The sequence below is a fragment of the Niabella soli DSM 19437 genome (genome assembly GCF_000243115.2).
Lineage (GTDB): Bacteria > Bacteroidota > Bacteroidia > Chitinophagales > Chitinophagaceae > Niabella > Niabella soli.
This window is the reverse complement of record NZ_CP007035.1, coordinates 1,320,964-1,341,211: the sequence shown is the minus strand read 5'-3', so window position 1 is coordinate 1,341,211 and position 20,248 is coordinate 1,320,964. Positions and strand designations below refer to the sequence as shown.

Here is a 20,248-nt window from a genome sequence, read left to right as displayed (position 1 = left end):
AGTTACATGAAACGATTCACTTTCTGCCTGTTTCTATCGATATGTATAACGCCTATGGTTAAAGCGCAAAAAGAGATACGGCTGTATAACACCGTTCCCAACAGTAAAAACGCTGCGAATATTGAAAAGGCGGATACCGGGAAAGACGGCATTACCCGCATCAGCAATGTATCTGATCCAACGCTATTGGTTTTTGAGCCGGAACAGAAAAATAAACGACCGGGTACGGCAATCATTATTTGTCCGGGAGGCGGCTATTCTATCCTGGCTTTTGATCATGAAGGAACCAAAGTAGCAAAAGTTGTAAATGAATGGGGTGTTACTGCCTTTGTTTTGAAATACCGTTTGCCTGATGACCGCACAATGGTGGATAAAACCATCGGTCCGCTGCAGGATGCTGAGCGCGCTATACAATGGGTGCGGGAGCATGCAAAAGAGTATAATATCGATCCCCATAAAGTTGGGATTATGGGCTTTTCCGCTGGCGGACACCTGGCCAGTACGCTATCCACTCATTATGCCGAACAACTGGTCGATAATCCTCACAAGATTTCCTTCCGTCCTGATTTTTCGGTATTGGGGTACCCTGTGATCAGCTTTAGCGACAGCATTGGTCATTTGGGTAGTCGCAATAAACTTATTGGCCCGGCGCCTTCTCCGGCGATGATAGCGCGTTTTTCCAATGAGCTACAGGTGACTAAAAATACCCCGCCGGCATTCCTGGTACATGCAAAGGATGATAAGGGAGTGCCCTGGCGCAACAGCGAAGATTACTACGAAGCCCTGCAAAAGAACGGAGTTGCAGCCAAAGTGTATTATTATGAAAAGGGAGGGCATGGTTTTGGGTTGAATAATAAAACCTCTGATGTAAAATGGATGGATGTTTTACGAGGGTGGTTAGTGCAGGAGGGATTTTTGTCGAAATAATTATAAAGAGTATATGTTGATATGATATTTGTTTTCGTTTGAAAATGAAATAGTAATGAAATATATTTTACTGGGTTGTACGCTCTTTTGGTGTAACATCCTGCAAGCGCAAGAGGCGCCGCCTTTTTTTGATTCACTGCATATTGTCAGCTCAACTGCAGGCTTGAACCGGATCGATGCCCGGTTTGCATTTACAGAGGGGCCGGTGGCTGATCGTCAGGGAAGGGTTTATTTTACCGATCAGCCGAACAACCGTATCTGGCGTTATAATCTTGATGGGGGCCTGACAGAATTTAAGCGGGAATCTGGTCGCGCCAATGGGTTGGATATCGACCGCCAGGGAAATATTATTGCCTGCGCCGATGAAAATGATGAGCTATGGTCCATTACCCCTGATGGAAGAGTGACCGTGCTTTTAGGTAAAGTAGACGGTAAAAAATTAAATGGCCCCAATGACCTGTGGATCGATAAAAAAGGCGGTATCTATTTTACAGACCCTTATTACCAGCGCGATTACTGGACGCGCAAGCAACCAGATATGAAAGGGCAATATGTGTACTACCTGCCAAAAGGTGCCACCCAGCCGGTTGTGGTTTCGGATGAGTTGGTGAAGCCAAATGGTATCACAGGTTCTGCGGACGGAAAACATTTATTTGTTGCAGATATTGGAGATAACAAGACTTATAAGTTCACTATCAATGCAAACGGAAGTTTATCGAATAAAAAATTATTTGTACCAAAGGGTGCAGACGGCATTGTTCTGGATGAAAAAGGCAATCTTTATTTAACAAAGGGCGGCATAACCGTCTATAACCCCACCGGGGTGAAAATTGCCTATATCCCGGTTCCCGAGGAAACTTCCAATATCTGCTTTGGCGGCGCTCAAAAGAATATCCTTTTTATTACGGCGCGAACCAGTGTGTATTTTGTACCAATGAATGTGAAAGGGCAACAGGCGGTTCAGGGCAAGTAAAAAGTATTTTTTGGCCGGAAGGCGTGGAGGCGGGAAGTATCTCTGCGATAGTCAGCGGTAAACTAATATTGAACGGGTGTAATCAGAAGAGACTTTTCCTGCCGGGTCTCGCTGATATTCGCAGTTTAAATACAACGCAGATAGCCGCAGATGAAGTAATCAGCGGCTATCTGCACAAAAAATCAGCGCTTTTCTGCGGGAACTACGGTCAGGGGCTTTCTATCGAAATTAGTTAAGCGTTCATTGGTACTTCCATCAGCAAAAATGACCCATCAGTCGTGGCGCTGATCGTGATAGCGTCCGTATCCCATGCGCCCAGACCATCCCGTTCATTCAGTTCTGTATCATTTACTTTAACACTGCCCTTCAGTACAAATACATATACGCCGTTTCCCTGTTTTTTCAAGGTATAGGTTTCCCTATAGTCCTTATCAAAATCAGCCACTGAAAACCAGGCGTCCTGGTGCATCCACAAGCCGGCGTCGTCAGGGTTTGGAGAAATAATCTGCTGAATCTGGTTCTTGCGGTCAGCCGGGTTCAACGTCAGTTGATCGTACCGGGGGGCAACATTCATTTTATTGGGCAGCACCCAGATCTGTAAAAATTTTACTTCCTGGTCTTTATTTTTATTGTACTCGCTGTGGCGGATACCGGTTCCGGCGCTCATCAATTGGACATCACCAGCTTTGATGACCGCGCTGGTGCCCATGCTGTCCTTGTGCTCCAGGTCTCCTTCCAGGGGAATAGAAATGATCTCCATATTGTTATGCGGGTGGGTGCCAAAGCCCATGCCACCTGCCACACTATCGTCATTTAATACGCGCAAAGCGCCGAACTGCATGCGTTGCGGGTCGTAATAATTGGCAAAACTAAAAGTATGACGGCTATGCAACCAGCCATGATTGGCATCGCCCCGGGTGTTGGCTTTGTGTAAAACAGTATTCATATATGCTCCTTTTTATTTTAATAACACAAAGTTCCCCCGGATCATTCAGGTTAAAAATAACCCAGATTAAGTCGTTTTCGAAAGCCACGAATCCGCCATAGGCGGACAAAGTTTCATCGTTCTGTGTTGCAGCACGATTTAAGGATGCAACGAAACTCATTCCTGCAGATCAGCGGGCCAAAAGGTCTCCCGCAGACTGCGCAGATTTACGCAAAAGAAGGAACTATAATCTGCGCCGCGCCGACGGCGCGGGTCTGCGTAAATCTGCGGCCCCCCAAAAAAATTTCTTAGCCTTTCCCATCTGTCTTAAATGCTGTGATTTCTACGGTGGCTGTAGTTACAACAGTGTTGTTGTACAAAATGCACGAATAAACGCATTTCAAGGGCATTTGCCCGGCTTGTTGTACCTTTGCAGCTTCTAAAATCAAAAAAATCAGTTTGAAAGCAAAAACGTTAAAGAAAGATAAGGTAAATATTATTACGCTGGGCTGCAGCAAGAACATGGTGGATAGTGAAGTATTGAGCGGACAGCTACAAGCCAATGATATCAATGTGGTGCATGAAAATAAAAAACTGGATCATAATATAGTGGTGGTGAATACCTGCGGGTTTATTGATAAGGCGAAAGAAGAAAGTATCAACACCATCCTGGAACAAGTAGAATTTAAAAAGCGCGGCAAGCTGGACAAGGTTTACGTTACCGGCTGTTTGAGCGAGCGCTATAAGTTGAACCTGGAAGAACAAATACCGGAAGTAGATGCCTTTTTCGGTACCATGGAGCTTCCCCTGATACTGAAACAATTTGAGGCGGATTATAAGACGGAATTGCTGGGCGAGCGGCTGCTGGCCACCCCCAGGCATTATGCGTATATGAAAATATCCGAAGGCTGTAACCGCACCTGTTCTTTTTGTGCCATCCCACTGATGCGGGGTAAACACGTCAGCAAAATCATGGAAGAGTTGGTGGCCGAAGCGGAAGGGCTGGTGAAAAAGGGCGTGAAAGAGGTAATGCTGATCGCCCAGGAGCTAACCTATTACGGCCTGGATATTTATAAAAAACGGATGCTGCCCGACCTGCTGAACCGGCTGGCGGATATAAAGGGGCTGGAGTGGATCCGCCTGCATTATGCCTATCCTACAAAGTTTCCGCTGGAGATATTAGACGTAATGCGGCAACGCGATAATATCTGCAATTACCTGGATATGCCCCTGCAGCACGCTTCCGATAATATGCTAAATGCGATGAAGCGCCAGATCACCCGGGCCGAAATGGAGGACCTGGTAAGCGCGATCCGCGAAAAAGTACCGGGCATTTGTTTGCGTACCACGCTCATTGCCGGCTTCCCCGGTGAAACACGGGATGATATTGAAGAACTAAAACAGTTTTTGGCCAAAGAGCGGTTCGACCGGGTGGGCATCTTTACCTATTCTCATGAAGAAGATACCAGCGCTTATAAACTGGCGGATACTATCTCCCAGGAAGAAAAGGAGCAAAGAGCTCAGGAGGTAATGGAGTTTCAGCAGGAGATTTCCTATGAACTAAATCAGGAAAAAATAGGAAAAACCTTTAAAACGCTTATTGATAAAAAAGAAGCGGGTCGTTATATTGGCCGTACGGAGTTTGACAGCGTAGAAGTGGATAATGAAGTGATCATTACCGGCGCCGAAAAACTAAAGATTGGGGAGTTCTATAATGTGAAGATCGAAAAAGCTTATGATTACGACCTGGAAGGGGTGGTAATGGAATGATGGATGTTGAATCAATGTCGTTTCTTAAGTTTTCAGGATAGTTCCGTTTATAGCCCATAATATAGCGTTCATTGTCAATAAGGCCTTGCAAAGATTTGATTGTTCATACAGTCTTTTCCGTTCTATTGATAAACTCACTCAGCTTTATTTCTTCTCTCACTTTTTTCAGTCGATAAAAAGGTAAGCAAAAAATCTTGTTCGCAAAAAGGCAAATCCTGCCTGATTACTGCTAATCGAACCAAGGCTTGGTCAATCCGGCAAGAGCGAAAAAATCTGCGCTATAGGCCTGATTATGCCGTCTTCCTACAGTTCTTATGCTTCGGGAATCGCTTTTCGGCGTCAAAATCGCCATTCTGCTTGATTTTTCTTTTGCTGTTTCGCGAACGACCTTCTATGAAAGAGTTCTTGTAGTTTAATTTTTTCATTTTCATTGGACAGCTCTTTATGCCGACCATTCCTGAATGCAATAGAAACCACCCTGGCCAGACGGTTCGGGAGCGCCTATTTTTTACATAATGACAACTTCTTTTTAGCAGAATCACTCCCGGAAAAAATCAGCGCGGTAAAGAATCCATGGTTTGGAGGAGACCGCAGCTTCAACCTTCCCTTTCAATAAGGCCTTAAAGTCCCTTTTCGATTTGGGTTTTCGTGTGCGTGGGCGGTCGAACGGCCGGAGGCGTTCGTTTGACCCTGCCCTTTTTGCTCTACTTTTTGGGCGAGCAAAAAGTAGGAAAAAATTAAACGGTCGATTGTTGCAGGAACGATGCAAGCTTTTAGCAGTTTAATGTATCGTCCTGGAATTACACCCTTTTAGCGTGTCTCAATGCTTAAGGAAACAACATTGAATGTAGAATTTAAAATTTTTCGTTCATTATTGAATATTTTCTCAATGTTATTCCAGTTCCCCTTTGTGGAGCAATATAAAGAAAACCATTACCAAAAGGGCAAAGGCCGCCGTTGAGCCAATGAAAATCAGGCGCCCATAAGGATACTTTCTTAAGAAAAAAGAGACCAGGCAAATTAAGGGCAGCGCCCATAATACATTTATTATAGATAGCCTATATAATTCACTGAGAAATTCATTTTCCGGCAACTTTCCATCTGTTGAAAGCGTTTCCTTCAGAATGTACAAAACAAATAGGGAAAAATAAAGACCTGGGATGCCCGTTACGAATAGTAAGATTTTTATTACAGGGTTCATTTAGAAAAGTGTTTGGCCATAGAAAGATAATTCATATACATTCAATTTTGCAGTTTGAAATTAGCACCCTGGCTTGAGGAAACAAAATTGTTAGGAGACTGAAGTGTTTTTAATACCTTGTTAAGGTCGAAAGGCGCGTTCAGGGGTTGAAAATTTGCTTTTTCGATTAAGTAGGGTTATTTTTAGATTGTAATTGCCGAAGAAGTTTGTCATGAAAAATTAATAGTAAGGAAATATTGATGTTTTGAAGTTTTAAGATATTTGCGTTTCGTAAATCATATAATAAAGAATTTCAACCCTATCGTTCATTTTCAAATTAGTTTATGATTCCGTCAACTATTAAAATCAGACCCTTGCTCTGCTTTTTATTATTAGCCCTATGCTGCCATATTCAGATCATTGGAAAGGCGCAAAATGTTAAAGAACTAAAAGGCCGGGTAACAGACGAAAACGGCAGGCCCGTTGCCAACGCTTCGGTTTTTGCAAAGAACAAAGCCACCGGACAAACAACTGCCGCTCAAACAGATTCCTCAGGTGCATTTACCTGCACCGATGTAACAGCCGGAGCCACGTATTCCATCGTTGTTTCCCATGTGGGTTACCAGGCGCAAACCCTGGCCGGCTATACCGTTACAGCCAATTCCGACCGGCCTTTGCTGCTTCAGTTGCGATCAACGCCAAACGATTTAAAGGAAGTGATTGTGACCGGGCGCGCCGGTGCGCAAAACCGGACCAAACTGGAAACGAGCTATTCGGTTACAACTATCGGGTATAATGCGTTGAGCTTGCAGGCGCCTACCAGTGTCACCGAGGCTTTAAAGTCGGTGCCGGGTTTTTGGGTGGAATCGTCAGGAGGAGAGGGAAGTGGTAATGTACGTGCAAGAGGGGTGCCGGTAGACGGTTATGGATCCATACAATTACTTGAAGATGGGGTGCCGGTACAACATGATCCCTCTCTGGGTTATTTAAATGCCGATCAGGTCTTTCGGTTGGATGAAACCATTCAGTCCATTGAAGTCGTTCGGGGCGGGCCTTCTTCCGTGTTCTATTCTAACGCACCGGCGGGGGCGGTGAACTATATCCCGCGCGCGGTTGGTGACAAGACCGAAGGTATTTTTAAACTGTCGTTGGGAAGCCAGAATTTTTATCGCGGTGATTTTTGGGTGGGTGCGCCTGTTGGTGATGGATGGAAGCTTTCGGCCGGTGGGTTTTACCGGGCGGGCACAGGAGTACGCGATCCGGGTTTCAGCGGCAATCATGGAGGACAATTCAGGGTTTCTATTGGTAAGAAATGGGAAAAATCATCCTTTGATATTGATTTTAAACGGCTGGATGATGATGTAATTTTTTATTTAGGTATTCCGATGACACGTCAGAACGGAAAAATAGTAGCCGTTCCGGGAATGAATGGCAACTACGGTACTATTGCCGGGCCGGAAACACAAAGGATGAATATGATCCAGGGGGACGGCAGTTTATACCATTTTGATAATACCGTGGGAACTTCTGTACAAAGAAGCCAGATTACAGCGAAGTTTAAAACCGAAATTTTTGACCACTGGATTTTAAAAAACACCCTTCGTTACGATAACACCCATACCCAACGCAACGGGGTGTATCCAAATACATTACTTACGGCGGATTCTATGCTGTCGAGCCAATCGGGGCTGCTCGCTACTGTTCCGGGTGCACAGCGCTTAGGATTGCAGTATGTAAGCACGGGCGCTGCTTTTAACAATGCAACCCAGAACGGCAATGGCCTTATGATTCTTGGCGGCATCCGGGGGCTTACATTGCCCCTGACCGAAATTGCCAACGATCTGCACCTTTCACGTGTATTTTTTACAGGCTCTTCAAAGCACGATTTTAATTTTGGCTACTACTATTCGCATTTCGACGAAGATTTTAGCCGGTACTCCTCTGTTGCCTTGCTTGATGTTCAGGACAATGCCCGATTGCTAAACCTTGTAGCGCTGGACGCTAATGGAAAAGTATTGCGGACATTTACGGATAATGGTATATACCGCTATGGATATGAATGGGCCGACGCGCATGGGGAGCAGACCACCAACGCGGTGTATGTCAGCGATGAGTGGCAAATAACCCCTGCTTTTCGTTTGGATGCCGGACTGCGTTGGGAAAACGCGCAAACAAAAGGCGTAGTAGAACAAAGTAAGAGCGTGAACCTGGGAACCTTCGCCACATCTAATATTTTAACCGGCAACGGGATCTTTCAAAACTATAACCATGGTTTTAATTTCACTACCTGGACAATAGGCGCTAATTACCAGTTTTCCAGCAATATGGGGGCTTTTGCCCGGTATACTTCAGCCGCACGTATCCCGGGGCTGGGTTCTTATGTAACCAACGCTACTGCAAAACCTATTACCCAAACCATGCAATTGGGGGAAGTAGGGTATAAATACAGCAGCGCAGCACTTTCATTGTATGCTACAGGCTTTTGGACTAAGTACAATAATGTGGGTTTTACCAACTATGTTTTTAATGCAAACGGAAGCCAGACGCAGGAAAACCTGTATGCCAATACCCAAACCCTTGGACTGGAACTGGAAGGGGGGTATTATCCCGTAAAATGGTTCGATATTTCAGCAACGGCCACTTTACAGCGTGGCCAGTATAAAGGATACGTGTATACTGATAATTCCGGGAAACAGATCGATTATAATGACAACCAGCTCATCAGGGTACCCGCGGCATCGCTGAGAGTAATTCCCGGATTTAATTTTTTCAATGACAGGGTGCGTTTGCAATCGGTTATCGAATATGAAGGGCAACGCTATGTGGACGTTGCAAATTCGGTATCGCTGCCCAGCTATACAAAGATTGACATAAATGCCCAGGTAAAATTGAATGACAAAATTTCAATCTTCGGACTTATTGATAACCTGGGTAATTCCTTAGGCCTTACCGAAGGAAACCCCCGCCAGGGCGAGTTTCAAAGTAACGATGCAGGAGCTACTTCGTTTATAGCACGTCCATTAGTGGGAAGAAGCTTTAGAGCGGCGCTCCGGTATAAATTTTAAAGAATGTGAAATATGAGATATTGAATATCCAATGTGGAATGTAAAATTTTAAATTCTACATTGGATATTTTACATGCTAATACTGTTCCTGTTCGTTGGGGAAATCTCCTGATTTCACATCCCAGATATACTGCTGAACCGCTTTTGTAGCCTGTTCGAAAATATTCAGGTACTGCCGCAGGAATTTGGGCTTAAATTCCGTGTTGATCCCCAGCATATCGTGCATCACCAACACCTGGCCATCACAGTGCGGACCAGCACCTATGCCGATCACAGGGATCTGTAATTTTTCAGTGGCCTGTTGGGCAAGGGCCGCGGGTATTTTTTCCAATACTAATGCAAAGGCCCCTGCCTGCTGCACGAGTTCCACATCTTTCAAAAGTTTGGCGGCTTCAGTTTCTTCTTTGGCACGTACCGCATAAGTGCCAAACTGGTAGATAGACTGCGGTGTAAGCCCTAAATGCCCCATAACCGGGATGCCTGCCGATGTGATCTTTTTTATGGATTCTGTTACTTCCTCGCCACCCTCCAGCTTCACCGCATGTGCGCCGGTTTCTTTCATAATGCGGACAGCGGAGGCCAATGCTATTTCTGAGTTGGACTGATAAGAACCAAACGGCAGATCCACCACTACAAGACAACGCTTGGCAGCACGGATAACCGATTGCGCATGGTAGATCATCTGGTCCAGGGTAATGGGCAAGGTGGTTTCGTGCCCGGCCATTACATTAGAAGCGGAATCGCCGACCAATAGCACATCGATACCCGCGCTGTCGATGATACGGGCAAATGAAAAATCATAAGCCGTGAGCATGCTTATTTTCTCACCGGCCTGTTTCATTTTCGCCAGTGTATGGGTAGTAACCCTTTTTACTTCTTTATTTACAGACATATCAAAATTTCTTTTTTATTATTGCTGATTTTTAATTTTTCATTCCGCCTGCACGGGCTCCCTCGCCAGCTACGCAGGTATCGGGATGACGCGTTTTACTAGTTTAGTATTCTTCATTCTGTATTCACTATTGACTTATTTCATCATACAAGCTCTGGATCAGCCCATCCGCCAGTCCGATCTTGGGCACCAGTATTTCTTCTGCGCCGGCCCATTTTAGAACGTTTATGTAAATTAATAAAGCAGGCACAATTACGTCGGCCCGGTCCTCGCGCAGCTTATAATAACTGATCCGCTCACTAAGCGTCCGGCTGCTGAATTCCTTGTAGTAATCCCGCAACAGCTCCAGCGTAAGGGGCCTTCCTTCTTTTCTTTTGGACAGTGAAAAGATCTTATTGATATTTCCACCCGACCCGATCCCGATAACAGGTCTGGTTTTTTTTGTCTGGCTCCGGATATAGGTTTTCATTTCTTCCCAATGGGCTTCTGTTACCTGTTGTTTCAAGATCCGGATCGTGCCGATATTGAAGGACCGTTTAAAGGTCATCGTTCCGTTGGTAAAGCAGGTCAGCTCGGTGCTGCCGCCACCCACATCTATATATAAATAAGACTCATCCCTGGTGAGACTGTCGGCCACGTGACTTTCATAAATGAGTGCTGCTTCACGGTCGCCGGAAATAATTTCAATTTCAATGCCGGTGGTCTCTTTAACCTGTTTTATGATTTCAGCGCCATTACGGGCATCGCGCATGGCGGATGTGGCGCAGGCCTTGATATGTTGCACTTCGTAAGCATCCAGCAGATTGCGATAGGCTTTCATCGTGCTTAGGATATGGCTGATCTTGTTTGCGGAGATCATTCCCGTTTCAAAAACATCGAATCCCAACCGCAGCGGCACCCGGATAAGGTTCGATTTAATAAACTCGGGCTTATTCTTTTTAAGCAGCCGCACATCCGTAATCAACAGGCGGGCCGCATTACTACCAATATCAATTGCTGCTAATTTCAACTATGTATATTTTTTGTTGAACAGGTAATTGTAAATAGCCTCCTGCGACCGGATCTTTTTTGTGGACGAATGCACATATTTATTCTTCAACTCATTGTCGAGCAGGCGGGCTTTTACATTATCACTTAACTGGATATTTAAAATATCGATCAATTCATTTTTTAATCTGGAATCGGTAACAGGGCAGGTGGCTTCCACCCGGTGTTCCAGGTTGCGCATCATCCAGTCGGCCGACGAAAGAAAAACTTTAGGCTTTCCTTCATTATGAAAAACAAATACCCTGGCGTGCTCCAGGTATTCGTCCACAATGCTGATGGCGGTAACCTTATGTTTGAATTTTTTATTTTGCGAAAGCATACAGAAAATGCCTCTTACGATCAATTTCACCACAACCCCCGCCCGTGCTGCTTCATAAAGCTTCTGGATCATATCCAGATCGGAAAGGGAATTCATTTTAATGATCATTTCCGCTTTCTTGCCTTTCCGGGCCAGGGCAATTTCGTGATCGATCTGTTTGGTCAAAAAGGTCCGGATATAAACCGGACTGGGAATGACTACATTGCATTTGGCTAATGCCAGTTCGTTTATTTTAGGTTTTTCAAGATAAGAGAAGATGCGGTTGACGTCCGCCATTATTCTTTTATTAGAGGTCAGTAAACAATGGTCGGCATACACCCGGGCCGTTTTTTCATTCAGGTTGCCGGTACTTACAAATCCATAATGCTCGGTTTTGGCGCCCTTCTTCTTTTTGATAACGCATAATTTCGCATGCACTTTCATATTGGAGAAGCCCGTAAGCACCGTTGCGCCTACATCTTCCAGCCGTTGTTTCCATTCCATATTGGCTTCTTCATCAAAGCGGGCTTTCAATTCCAGCATTACCGTAACTTCTTTACCATTGCGTACGGCATTAACGAGGGCGTTGATGATCTTTGATTGGGCTGCCAAACGGTAACAGGTGATCTTTATGGAAACGACATCCGGGTCGAAGGCCGCTTCGCGGATCAGGTCAATGATGGGGGTGAAATTGTGATAGGGAAAACTCAACAATACATCCCGGTGCATGATCACATCGGAAATGCGTTGCTCCATCAGCAGCGGATGATCAAAGGGTTCCTTACGCCTGCTCACATTTTTGAACACTTTCGCAGGGAAGTCTATAAAATGCCTGAAATTATGAATGGCTCCTGCCGGGCTTATGGCGTCCTGTTTGGCAAACCCCATCCGTGTGATCAAATAGGCCAGGAGCTCGGGATCCATTTTTTCATCATAAGTAAAGCGGACAGGCGTTCCGCGTTTCCGGTTTTTTAATCCTGTTTCCAGCTTTTGCACCAGCGTGGTGTTATCGGCCGTATCTATATCCAGCTCCGCATCCCTGGTAAATTTGAAAATATTTGCGTGGAATTCATCATACCCCAGGAATTTAAAAATATCCGGCAGGTTAAAGATGATAGCATCTTCCAGCAACATAATATCATGCTGGCCACTTTTGGAAGGAAGCTCTATAAAGCGTCCGACTGCTGTTACCGGCACTTCAATGATCGCAAATTTTTTGTCCTGGCGGTTGTAACTTTTGCGCATCACCACGCCAAGGAAAATAGACTTATCTCTCAGATTGGGAAATTTTTTGATATTCTCAATCATAAGAGGAATAATATTAGGGCTGATCTCTGTTTCGTAGAATTCCCTGATAAATTTTTTCTGACCTATGGTTAGTTGGGTTGCATTTCTCAGGTAGATTTTATTGCGATTCAGGCTTCGTTGCACGTTGGCCCATACCCGCTCAAATTCTTCCTGCTGGTTATCCATCAGCCGCTGGATCTGCTCTAATATTTTTTTGGGGTTGCGTTCAGGATGCATATTGAGTTTTGATTCAATACGCAACATCCGTTTTAGGGAAGCGATCCGCACCCTGAAAAATTCGTCGCGGTTATTGGAGAAAATTCCCAGGAATTTGATGCGTTCATTTAAGGGAACAGTGGGATCCGCCGCTTCCTGAAGCACGCGCCCGTTAAATGCCAGCCAACTGATATCCCTGGGTATGACCTTCTGCATAGTTGTTCTTCGTATATTCACAATAATAAGACTTTATCGGCAGAATTACCGCTATTTACCGATGTTTGACCGCGGCAGTATTTATTTTTATATTAAGTTTTTTTATGGCTCACAGATTGCGGATTTGCGCGTGGTCAAATTTCACGCAATCCCGATAGCCATCGCATGCGCGTCAAGCTAAACGCGGCATTCAATCTGCTGGAACTGCAACTACACCAGTATTTGAGCCATTTCCGCTCCGTTAGGAGCGTTGTGTTTATAGCAATCGCAATGGTATTTGTTCGGGCTGTTTACGCGGTCCTGCTGAGGCGGGAGAGCCGATGCGTTGCGTAGAGGATCATGAATACTATAAACACGCGGCGCTTACAGCGCCTGAATCGTGCTCCTTATCTTGACGCGCATGCGTTAGCCAGCGGGACAAAGGAGCAAGGGCGCAGCGGAAGATTCATTGGAAATTTTATGTACGTTTGCCTGAAATATGTTTCATGACCAACGAGCGGAAGGAGAAGCTGGAAAATGTAATTCGTTACCGTCAACCAGGATTGGGGATCGTACTGGAGAACGTATTTGATCCGCATAATATCTCTGCCGTGATGCGCAGTTGCGATGCCGTGGGCATCCAGGATGTATATATATTGAACACAAAGATCCCGCGACACGAGAAGTGGGGGGCTAAAAGCAGTTCCAGTGCGGCAAAATGGTTGTCTGTTCAGCAATTTGATAATGTGGTGGATTGTTTTGGTGTTTTAAGAAGCCGCTATGATGCAATAGTGACCACTCATTTGAGTTCCGATGCGGTGAGCTTATATGATATGGACCTTACCGGGAATATAGCGCTGGTCTTTGGCAATGAGCATGCGGGCGTAAGCGAAGAGATCCGCGCCCTGGCAGATGGGAATTTTATCATCCCGCAGGTGGGCATCATTCAATCGCTCAATATCAGTGTAGCCTGCGCTGTAACTATTTATGAAGCCTACCGGCAGCGCAGCAAGGCGGGGCTTTATTCCGGAGCCGGGGATACAGTTTATCACGATCAATTAAGAGGATTATGGGGAACAGGATGATAAACCGTTGAGGCGGAAGATTTTTGCCCGTGCAGGCGGAATGAGAAATAAGAAATAACAAATAAGGAATGTAAAAGGGGTGCAGTCGTTGAGGTAGGGGTTTTCGGTTTTTGATGCGGGTGTTAAAGGGTTGCGCTTTATATTTGTTGTTAAATAGTTGGAGCGAAAAATCTTTCGCCCTTGCAGAAATTCATAATTCAAAATTGTACAAATATGCCTTCATTTGATTTTGCCTCCAAAGTAGACGCACAGGCGCTGGATAATGCTGTAAACGTTGTAAAAAAAGAGATCACCAACCGTTTTGATTTTAAAGGGTCGCATGTGGTTATTGACCTGGATAAAAAAGCGTTTAAAATTAACGTGGAAACAGAGGATGATATGAAGATGAAACAATTGCTGGACGTGTTGGTAAGCCGGGCGCATAAACAGGGTATTGCTCCGGAGGCTTTTGATTTAAGCAAAGAGGGGAGCCAGGTGGGCAAGGCCTGGAAAAAAGAGATCGAGGTTCGCAACGGCTTGAAACAGGAGGATGCAAAAAAAATCGTGAAGCTGATCAAAGACGCGGGCCTCAAAGTGCAGGCGGCTATTAATGATGAAGTGGTGCGGGTGACCGGGAAAAAAATTGACGATCTCCAATCTGTCATCCAGGCTTCTAAAACCTGGGAGCTGGGATTGCCCCTGCAGGTAGAGAATATGCGCAACTAAAGAATATAAAATATTAAATGTAAAATGTAAAACTTTCGATTGCGACAGGCATTGCTTTAGGAAGCCGGTTTTACATTTAATATTTTACATTTAATATTCGTCGTTTTTTCGTACCTTTGCATTTCTAAAATTATTAATAACAGTACGGCAAAATCCGTACAACCTTAAAAATCATTCAATTATGAAACAAGGTCTCCATCCTGAAAGCTATCGTTTAGTAGTTTTCAAAGACATGAGTAACGGTGAAACCTTTTTAAGCCGCTCTACTGCTCATTCAAAAGAAACCATTAAATGGGAAGATGGTAACGAATATCCGGTAGTAAAACTGGAAATTTCAAGCACTTCTCACCCTTTCTTTACTGGTAAAAATATGCTGGTGGATACTGCCGGTCGTATTGATAAATTCAAAAAGAAATACGCAAAAAAATAAGCGCAGGCGCTCAATTTTATTTCAACCTCCGGATCTCCCGGAGGTTTTGTTTTTATATAGTATCTTAGGCACCTCAAATTATGAGCCCGGTTATTTTTACCCATAATCATTACCAGGCGGAGCAGTTGTTCCCGTTCAGTCTTACCACTTCGGTGGAAGCTATTTCTTCGGGCATGCTCACCAACCGCAGGCGTTGGGAATTGTTGGTGCAGCACGAGCTGCCACCTGCTACCGGGGCTGGCTGGATCATACCGGCAAACCTGCTGCCATCGGAGGAAATGGTCCGTTGGCTGCGGAACTTAAAAAACGGTTCGTTTTTACAACTGGGCGATACGGGGGCTGTAATCGGACTAAGTGCGGGAGGGAGTAGTTTTTCCGGGGAGCCGGTTGCCGTTCTGCCCGACAATGCATTCAGGATGATTGAATTCGGGTGGCATATTTTTGAATACAATCAATACCTGCTGCATTTTGATTTTGCACTGTTAACGAAAGGACGGGTTTCCGCACCGGCAGGGGCAGGAAATTATGTTGCGGCGCCAGGGAATATATTTATTGAAGAGGGGGCCACCGTTCGCTTTTGCAGCCTGAATGCCGAGGAAGGGCCGATCTATATATCCAAAGAAGCGTTGGTCATGGAGGGAACCTGCATAAGAGGCCCGGTTTTTATCGGTGCTAATGCCGTGGTAAAAATGGGAGCGAAGCTTTATGGTGGAACAACGATCGGCTCACACTGTACGGTTGGCAGCGAGATCAAAAATTCCGTGTTATTCCCTTTTTCCAACAAGGCGCACGACGGCTATCTGGGCGATTCGGTAATAGGCCGCTGGTGCAACCTGGGGGCAGGTACCTCCAACAGTAATTTAAAAAATACGGCAGGGAATATTAAGGTAACCTTGCCTGGAGGAAGTTATAAGACAGGGATAAAATGCGGGGTGCTTATGGGCGATTATTCCAAAACAGCCATCAATACTTCCATTAATTCCGGAACGGTCATCGGCGTTTGCTCCAATGTTTTCGGAGCCGGGCTTACACCAAAATTGATCCCTTCTTTTTCCTGGGGCTATTCTACCCAAACAATATATGAAGTGGAACAGGCGTTAGAGCATATAGAACGCTGGATGCAAACCAAAAAGCAACAAATCTCCAACGAAGAAAAACAGTTAATTACCCATATTTATAATCAAACAAAAACAAAAAGATCATGAGACAGCAAATAGCAGCCGCTAACTGGAAAATGAATTTAACGTATGTAGAAGGGCAACAATTATTAAATGATATTCTTGCTGAAAATGTAGAACCCAAGGACAACCATGCCGTTATTTTTGGTATTCCCTTTCCCTATCTGATGATGGCCAATGAAAAAGTAAATACGCTGAAAAATTTATATGTTGCTGCACAGAACTGCTCCAACAAAAAATCGGGGGCCTATACCGGAGAAGTTTCTGTAGGCATGTTAAAGTCATTAAACCTGAAATACTGCATTATCGGTCATAGCGAGCGCAGGGAATATTTTAATGAAACAAACCTGGAACTTTCTGAAAAGCTGGACCTGTTGTTGGGCGCAGGAATGAAGCCGATATTTTGCTGCGGCGAACCATTGAGCATCCGGGAAGAAGGCAGCCAGAATGCTTACGTTGAAAAACAACTAAAAGAATCCTTATTCCATCTTTCCGCTGAAGATATGAAGAAGGTAGTGATCGCCTATGAACCCATCTGGGCTATTGGCACCGGCAAAACCGCTACGACGGCGCAGGCGCAGGAAATACATGCGTATATCCGTTCGGTAATTGCAAATCAATATGGCGCCGAAGTTGCCGATATGGTTCCCATTTTATACGGAGGAAGCGTAAAAGCCAATAATGCAAAAGAATTATTCGCCTGCCCGGATGTTGATGGCGGCCTCGTTGGGGGTGCCTCACTGGTAGCGATGGACTTTGTGGAAATTATCAGGGCATTAAAATAGAAAAAAGCCCCGGTCATTGCTGGCCGGGGCTTCTTCAATTTATTTTACCGGATCACGCTACGGGTTCCAGGTATTGCATATAGGCATATCCTTCCGTACCATCATCAGTACGCACGGAAGCCCATTGGTCATTGGCCTTACTGATTAGGGTGATGATCTCATCCTTTTGCGCTTTTCCAACAACCGGCTGATCCGTTCCCGGACCTTTACGGATATTTAAAGCTGTTTCCTGAGTAGCTACTCTTACTTTAGAACCCGGGTCTGCTTTCGCATTTACATTCAACACCAGATCAGCGCTGGTAAAATTGGGGTCTATCTGATCATAGACTGCCCATAGCTGATCTTTTACCGCACCGCTGGGTGCATCGCCATCTATGTATAAAACGCCATCCTGTTCTCTTACTGCCAGGTTAGCTACGCCCGCAGCAGTAGCGGCGTCAATCAGTGCTTTATATTTATCTTGTAATGCCATAATTTGGGTCCTCCATTTATTTTACGGTTAATTTATTCTCTACTTTTTTAGGGTGTGTGCCCATTACTTTTTGCATTAAGCCCGGCAGGTCTGCTTTTTTAATCTCGCCCGTAAGGGTAACCACGCCATCTTTTACTTCGGCTTTTACGCCTGCGTTATCCTTAATAGCGTCCTTGAGGGTATTGTTTAATACATCGTCAGGATTGATGGTAGGAGGGGGCGGCGGAGGAGGAACGCTTGCGTTGTTAACAACAGATTTAACACCTTTTACTTCTTTAACAGTGGAGTCGATGGCGGTTTTAACTGCATCATCTTTTACGGTACCGCTAATGGTAACAGCGCCGTCTTTTACATCTGAAGAAAGGCTTGAGAACTCGGGGTTAGCGGCAAGTTTTGCATCAACTTCTTGTTTGATGTCGGCATCGCTTTTACCCTTACAGGAAGGAAGTGCAAAAACAAATGCAACGAAGGCAATCACGGTCAGGATTCTTTTCATTTGATTTGGGATTTATGTGAAAAATTTTTTACTTAACGAATATAAGTTAATTCAGGATCAGATAAATTAAGGGAAAGTTTTTTATTTCTTAATTTTTTACAAAGAAAGATTAAAGGGGTTTTGTTGTAAGTTATTGATAATTAACATCCTACTCGTTGGTTATAGGTGGGAGTCATATGACCTATGCAACAAGTAACGCAAGTTTTGTACAATGCAAGGAATCTAAACCTTCCCGGATTGCCGGTTCTACAGCTATGATAAACTACTGTTGTTCCTCCAACTGCATCAGTTTAGTAAAGACCTCCTCGTATTTTTTTTCAAGCTGCTGATTTTCGGCAACGGCGGCTTTGTAAGCCTGTTCTGTTTTTACGAAACGATCTTTGTCTGAATAGAGATCCGGATTGGCCAGGTCTTTTTCCAATTGCTGCAGCAATGCCTTGTTCTTGTTTAATGCTTCTTCGGTTTGCTGAAAAAGCTTCTGCTGGCGCTGCAGCTCTTTTTTTAATTCCTTATTGATGGGTATGTTAGCGGCCTGCGGCGGTGCGGGGGCTACCACGGGTTTTTCTTCCGGTTTTATTTTTGAAGGGCCTTCTTCCGTTTTTTTAGTGTCCCTGTTCTTTTTCATACGCTCATTCCAGGCCACCCATTCATCGTAGGGGCCTTTGAACTCTTTTATTTCCCCGTCCACAATTTCCCAGATCTTATTGGCCGTCCGGGCAATGAAATGCCGGTCGTGACTTACCAGGATCAGAGTGCCTTCATACTTGTTTAGCGCACCAATCAACAGATCCACACTATGCATATCCAGGTGGTTCGTGGGTTCATCCAGCATTAAAAAGTTAGCGCGGCTTACAATTGTTTTAGCCAATGCCACACGCGCTTTTTCACCTCCGCTGAGGATCTTTATTTTTTTATCGGTATCGTCGCCGCTGAAAAGGAAGCAACCCAATAAAGCGCGCAATTCAAGATCGGTCATCTGGCTGCCGCATCCACGCATTTCCTCCAGTATGGAATTGTTCAGGTGCAAGGCTTCGAGCTGATGCTGCGCATAAAAACTTTCGTCTACATTATGACCCCATTTGCGGTTGCCGGAGAAGGATTCCACATCGGCGATTATTCTCAATAAAGTGGACTTCCCTTTTCCGTTGGCACCGATCAGGGCAATCTTATCACCACGGTCAATTTCAGCTTTTGCATTTTTCAGGATCACATTGTCGCCAAAGGCTTTTGACAGTTGGTCCAATTCTACGATGACACGCCCTGGTACTTTGTCTACACGGAAGTTGATCCGGAGATCGGGCCGCTCAACCGTTACATCTTCGATCCGGTCCAGCTTGTCGAGCTTTTTCATAATGCTTTGCGCCATGGCTGCTTTACTGGCCTTGGCGCGAAAACGTTCTACCAGGCGTTCATTCTGACGAATATAGTCCTGCTGATTTTCATAGGCCTTTTGCTGCATTTCAATGCGAACCGCTTTTTCTTTTTCATAGAACTCGTAATTCCCGTTGTAAAAATGCAACTGCCGCTGGTAGAGTTCCACGATCTTGGTCACCATCCGGTTGAGAAAATATTTATCGTGGCTTACGATAACCACGGCCCCCTGGTAATGTTGCAGGTATTTTTCCAGCCATTCAATTGAAGGAAGATCCAGGTGGTTGGTGGGCTCATCCAGCAGCAACAGGTCTGGCTGCGCCAGAATCATCTTTGCCAGTAAGACGCGCATACGCCAGCCCCCGCTGAATTCTTTATAAGGGCGATTCAGGTCGGCATTGGAAAATCCCAGCCCCTGCAGTACCTCTTCGGTCTTGTGCTGAATATTATAACCGCCGAGCAATTCCAGTTCGTGCAATTTATCGGTATAGGCGATCAATGTTTTTTCGTCTCCGGTTTTTTCCAGTTCGTGTCCCAGGGCTTCAATTTCTTTTTCCAGTTGCAACACTTTTTCAAAAGCGCTCAGGGCCACCTGCAGGATCGATTCATTGGTATCAAAACTCAGCAGGTCCTGGTGCAGGTAGCCGATCGTTGTTTCGCGCCCGCGCTCCACTGTGCCGGCAGAAGGGGCATATTGCCCCACCAACACTTTCAGCAAAGTGGATTTGCCGGTTCCGTTAAATCCTATCAGGCCAATACGCTCATTGGGCTGTATATGCCAGGTAGCATCTTCAACAATTACTCTTGCACCAAACTCGAACGTAACATTCTGTAAACCAACTAACATTTTTTATTATTACTTTTGCGCTTTTTAAAGCCTGCAAATTTAGCTAATAGATTTCATTGTAAAATGTTTATTATTGCTGCAATTGCTAAAACAGGAGCGGGCGG

At 45.0% G+C, this 20,248-nt stretch carries 16 protein-coding genes; 9 read left to right on the top strand and 7 right to left on the bottom strand.

The annotated features are described in order from the left end of the window. The first annotated feature begins 6 nt into the window (after positions 1–6). Together NIASO_RS05735 and NIASO_RS05730 are read left to right on the top strand one after the other, a co-directional pair. Positions 7–927 carry an alpha/beta hydrolase gene (locus NIASO_RS05735; protein WP_008582723.1) on the top strand — a complete coding sequence of 307 codons (921 nt, stop codon included), beginning with the start codon at positions 7–9 and terminating at the stop codon, positions 925–927. A gap of 55 nt (positions 928–982) precedes the next feature. Then, complete coding sequence (locus NIASO_RS05730; RefSeq protein WP_008582724.1) at positions 983–1,900, top strand: SMP-30/gluconolactonase/LRE family protein; 918 nt, start codon at positions 983–985, stop codon at positions 1,898–1,900. 232 nt (positions 1,901–2,132) lie between these two features. Here the strand turns inward: NIASO_RS05730 and NIASO_RS05720 are convergent, their stop codons facing one another. Continuing rightward, complete coding sequence (locus NIASO_RS05720; protein ID WP_008582725.1) at positions 2,133–2,846, bottom strand: pirin family protein; 714 nt, start codon at positions 2,844–2,846, stop codon at positions 2,133–2,135. A 438-nt stretch (positions 2,847–3,284) separates the two neighbouring features. Between NIASO_RS05720 and rimO the strand changes: the two genes are divergently transcribed. After that, positions 3,285–4,595 carry a 30S ribosomal protein S12 methylthiotransferase RimO gene (gene rimO, locus NIASO_RS05715; protein ID WP_008582726.1) on the top strand — a complete coding sequence of 437 codons (1,311 nt, stop codon included), beginning with the start codon at positions 3,285–3,287 and terminating at the stop codon, positions 4,593–4,595. Between the two features lie 1,554 nt (positions 4,596–6,149). Next, positions 6,150–8,840, top strand: coding sequence for a TonB-dependent receptor (locus NIASO_RS05705; RefSeq protein WP_168128484.1), 2,691 nt, complete (start codon positions 6,150–6,152; stop codon positions 8,838–8,840). Between the two features lie 76 nt (positions 8,841–8,916). On the opposite strand, the gene panB is transcribed toward NIASO_RS05705, so the two are convergent. The 3 genes from panB to ppk1 form a co-directional block, all read right to left on the bottom strand. After that, positions 8,917–9,732 (bottom strand): 3-methyl-2-oxobutanoate hydroxymethyltransferase, encoded by an 816-nt coding sequence (gene panB, locus NIASO_RS05700; RefSeq protein ID WP_008582729.1) that lies wholly within the window; start codon positions 9,730–9,732, stop codon positions 8,917–8,919. A 127-nt stretch (positions 9,733–9,859) separates the two neighbouring features. Next, entirely contained in the window at positions 9,860–10,741 is an 882-nt protein-coding gene (locus NIASO_RS05695; RefSeq protein ID WP_008582730.1) for a Ppx/GppA phosphatase family protein, read from the bottom strand. Further along, on the bottom strand, positions 10,742–12,796 hold the full coding sequence (gene ppk1, locus NIASO_RS05690) for a polyphosphate kinase 1 (protein WP_008582731.1): 2,055 nt from the start codon (positions 12,794–12,796) through the stop codon (positions 10,742–10,744). 485 nt (positions 12,797–13,281) lie between these two features. On the opposite strand from ppk1, the gene NIASO_RS05685 reads away from it, so the two are divergent. The 5 genes from NIASO_RS05685 to tpiA all read left to right on the top strand — a co-directional run bounded on the left by NIASO_RS05685 (position 13,282) and on the right by tpiA (position 16,958). Beyond that, positions 13,282–13,860 carry a TrmH family RNA methyltransferase gene (locus NIASO_RS05685; RefSeq protein WP_008582732.1) on the top strand — a complete coding sequence of 193 codons (579 nt, stop codon included), beginning with the start codon at positions 13,282–13,284 and terminating at the stop codon, positions 13,858–13,860. 213 nt (positions 13,861–14,073) lie between these two features. Further along, the gene (locus tag NIASO_RS05680) at positions 14,074–14,565 is read left to right on the top strand and encodes a YajQ family cyclic di-GMP-binding protein (protein WP_008582733.1); all 492 of its coding nucleotides are present in this window, start codon (positions 14,074–14,076) and stop codon (positions 14,563–14,565) included. Between the two features lie 181 nt (positions 14,566–14,746). Beyond that, positions 14,747–14,995 (top strand): type B 50S ribosomal protein L31, encoded by a 249-nt coding sequence (locus NIASO_RS05675; protein ID WP_008582734.1) that lies wholly within the window; start codon positions 14,747–14,749, stop codon positions 14,993–14,995. Between the two features lie 80 nt (positions 14,996–15,075). Next, the gene (locus NIASO_RS05670) at positions 15,076–16,200 is read left to right on the top strand and encodes a putative sugar nucleotidyl transferase (RefSeq protein WP_008582735.1); all 1,125 of its coding nucleotides are present in this window, start codon (positions 15,076–15,078) and stop codon (positions 16,198–16,200) included. Continuing rightward, positions 16,197–16,958 carry a triose-phosphate isomerase gene (tpiA, locus tag NIASO_RS05665; protein WP_008582738.1) on the top strand — a complete coding sequence of 254 codons (762 nt, stop codon included), beginning with the start codon at positions 16,197–16,199 and terminating at the stop codon, positions 16,956–16,958. The genes NIASO_RS05670 and tpiA overlap by 4 nt, the downstream gene beginning before the upstream one ends. A 52-nt stretch (positions 16,959–17,010) precedes the next feature. On the opposite strand, the gene NIASO_RS05660 is transcribed toward tpiA, so the two are convergent. The 3 genes from NIASO_RS05660 to NIASO_RS05650 all read right to left on the bottom strand — a co-directional run bounded on the left by NIASO_RS05660 (position 17,011) and on the right by NIASO_RS05650 (position 20,144). Further along, positions 17,011–17,430: an SH3 domain-containing protein gene (locus NIASO_RS05660; protein ID WP_008582739.1), complete on the bottom strand. Its 420-nt coding sequence runs from the start codon at positions 17,428–17,430 to the stop codon at positions 17,011–17,013. Positions 17,431–17,446: 16 nt separating this feature from the next. Further along, positions 17,447–17,926 carry a BON domain-containing protein gene (locus NIASO_RS05655; protein ID WP_008582740.1) on the bottom strand — a complete coding sequence of 160 codons (480 nt, stop codon included), beginning with the start codon at positions 17,924–17,926 and terminating at the stop codon, positions 17,447–17,449. A 262-nt stretch (positions 17,927–18,188) separates the two neighbouring features. Then, complete coding sequence (locus NIASO_RS05650; RefSeq protein ID WP_008582741.1) at positions 18,189–20,144, bottom strand: ABC-F family ATP-binding cassette domain-containing protein; 1,956 nt, start codon at positions 20,142–20,144, stop codon at positions 18,189–18,191. Between the last annotated feature and the right edge of the window lie 104 nt (positions 20,145–20,248).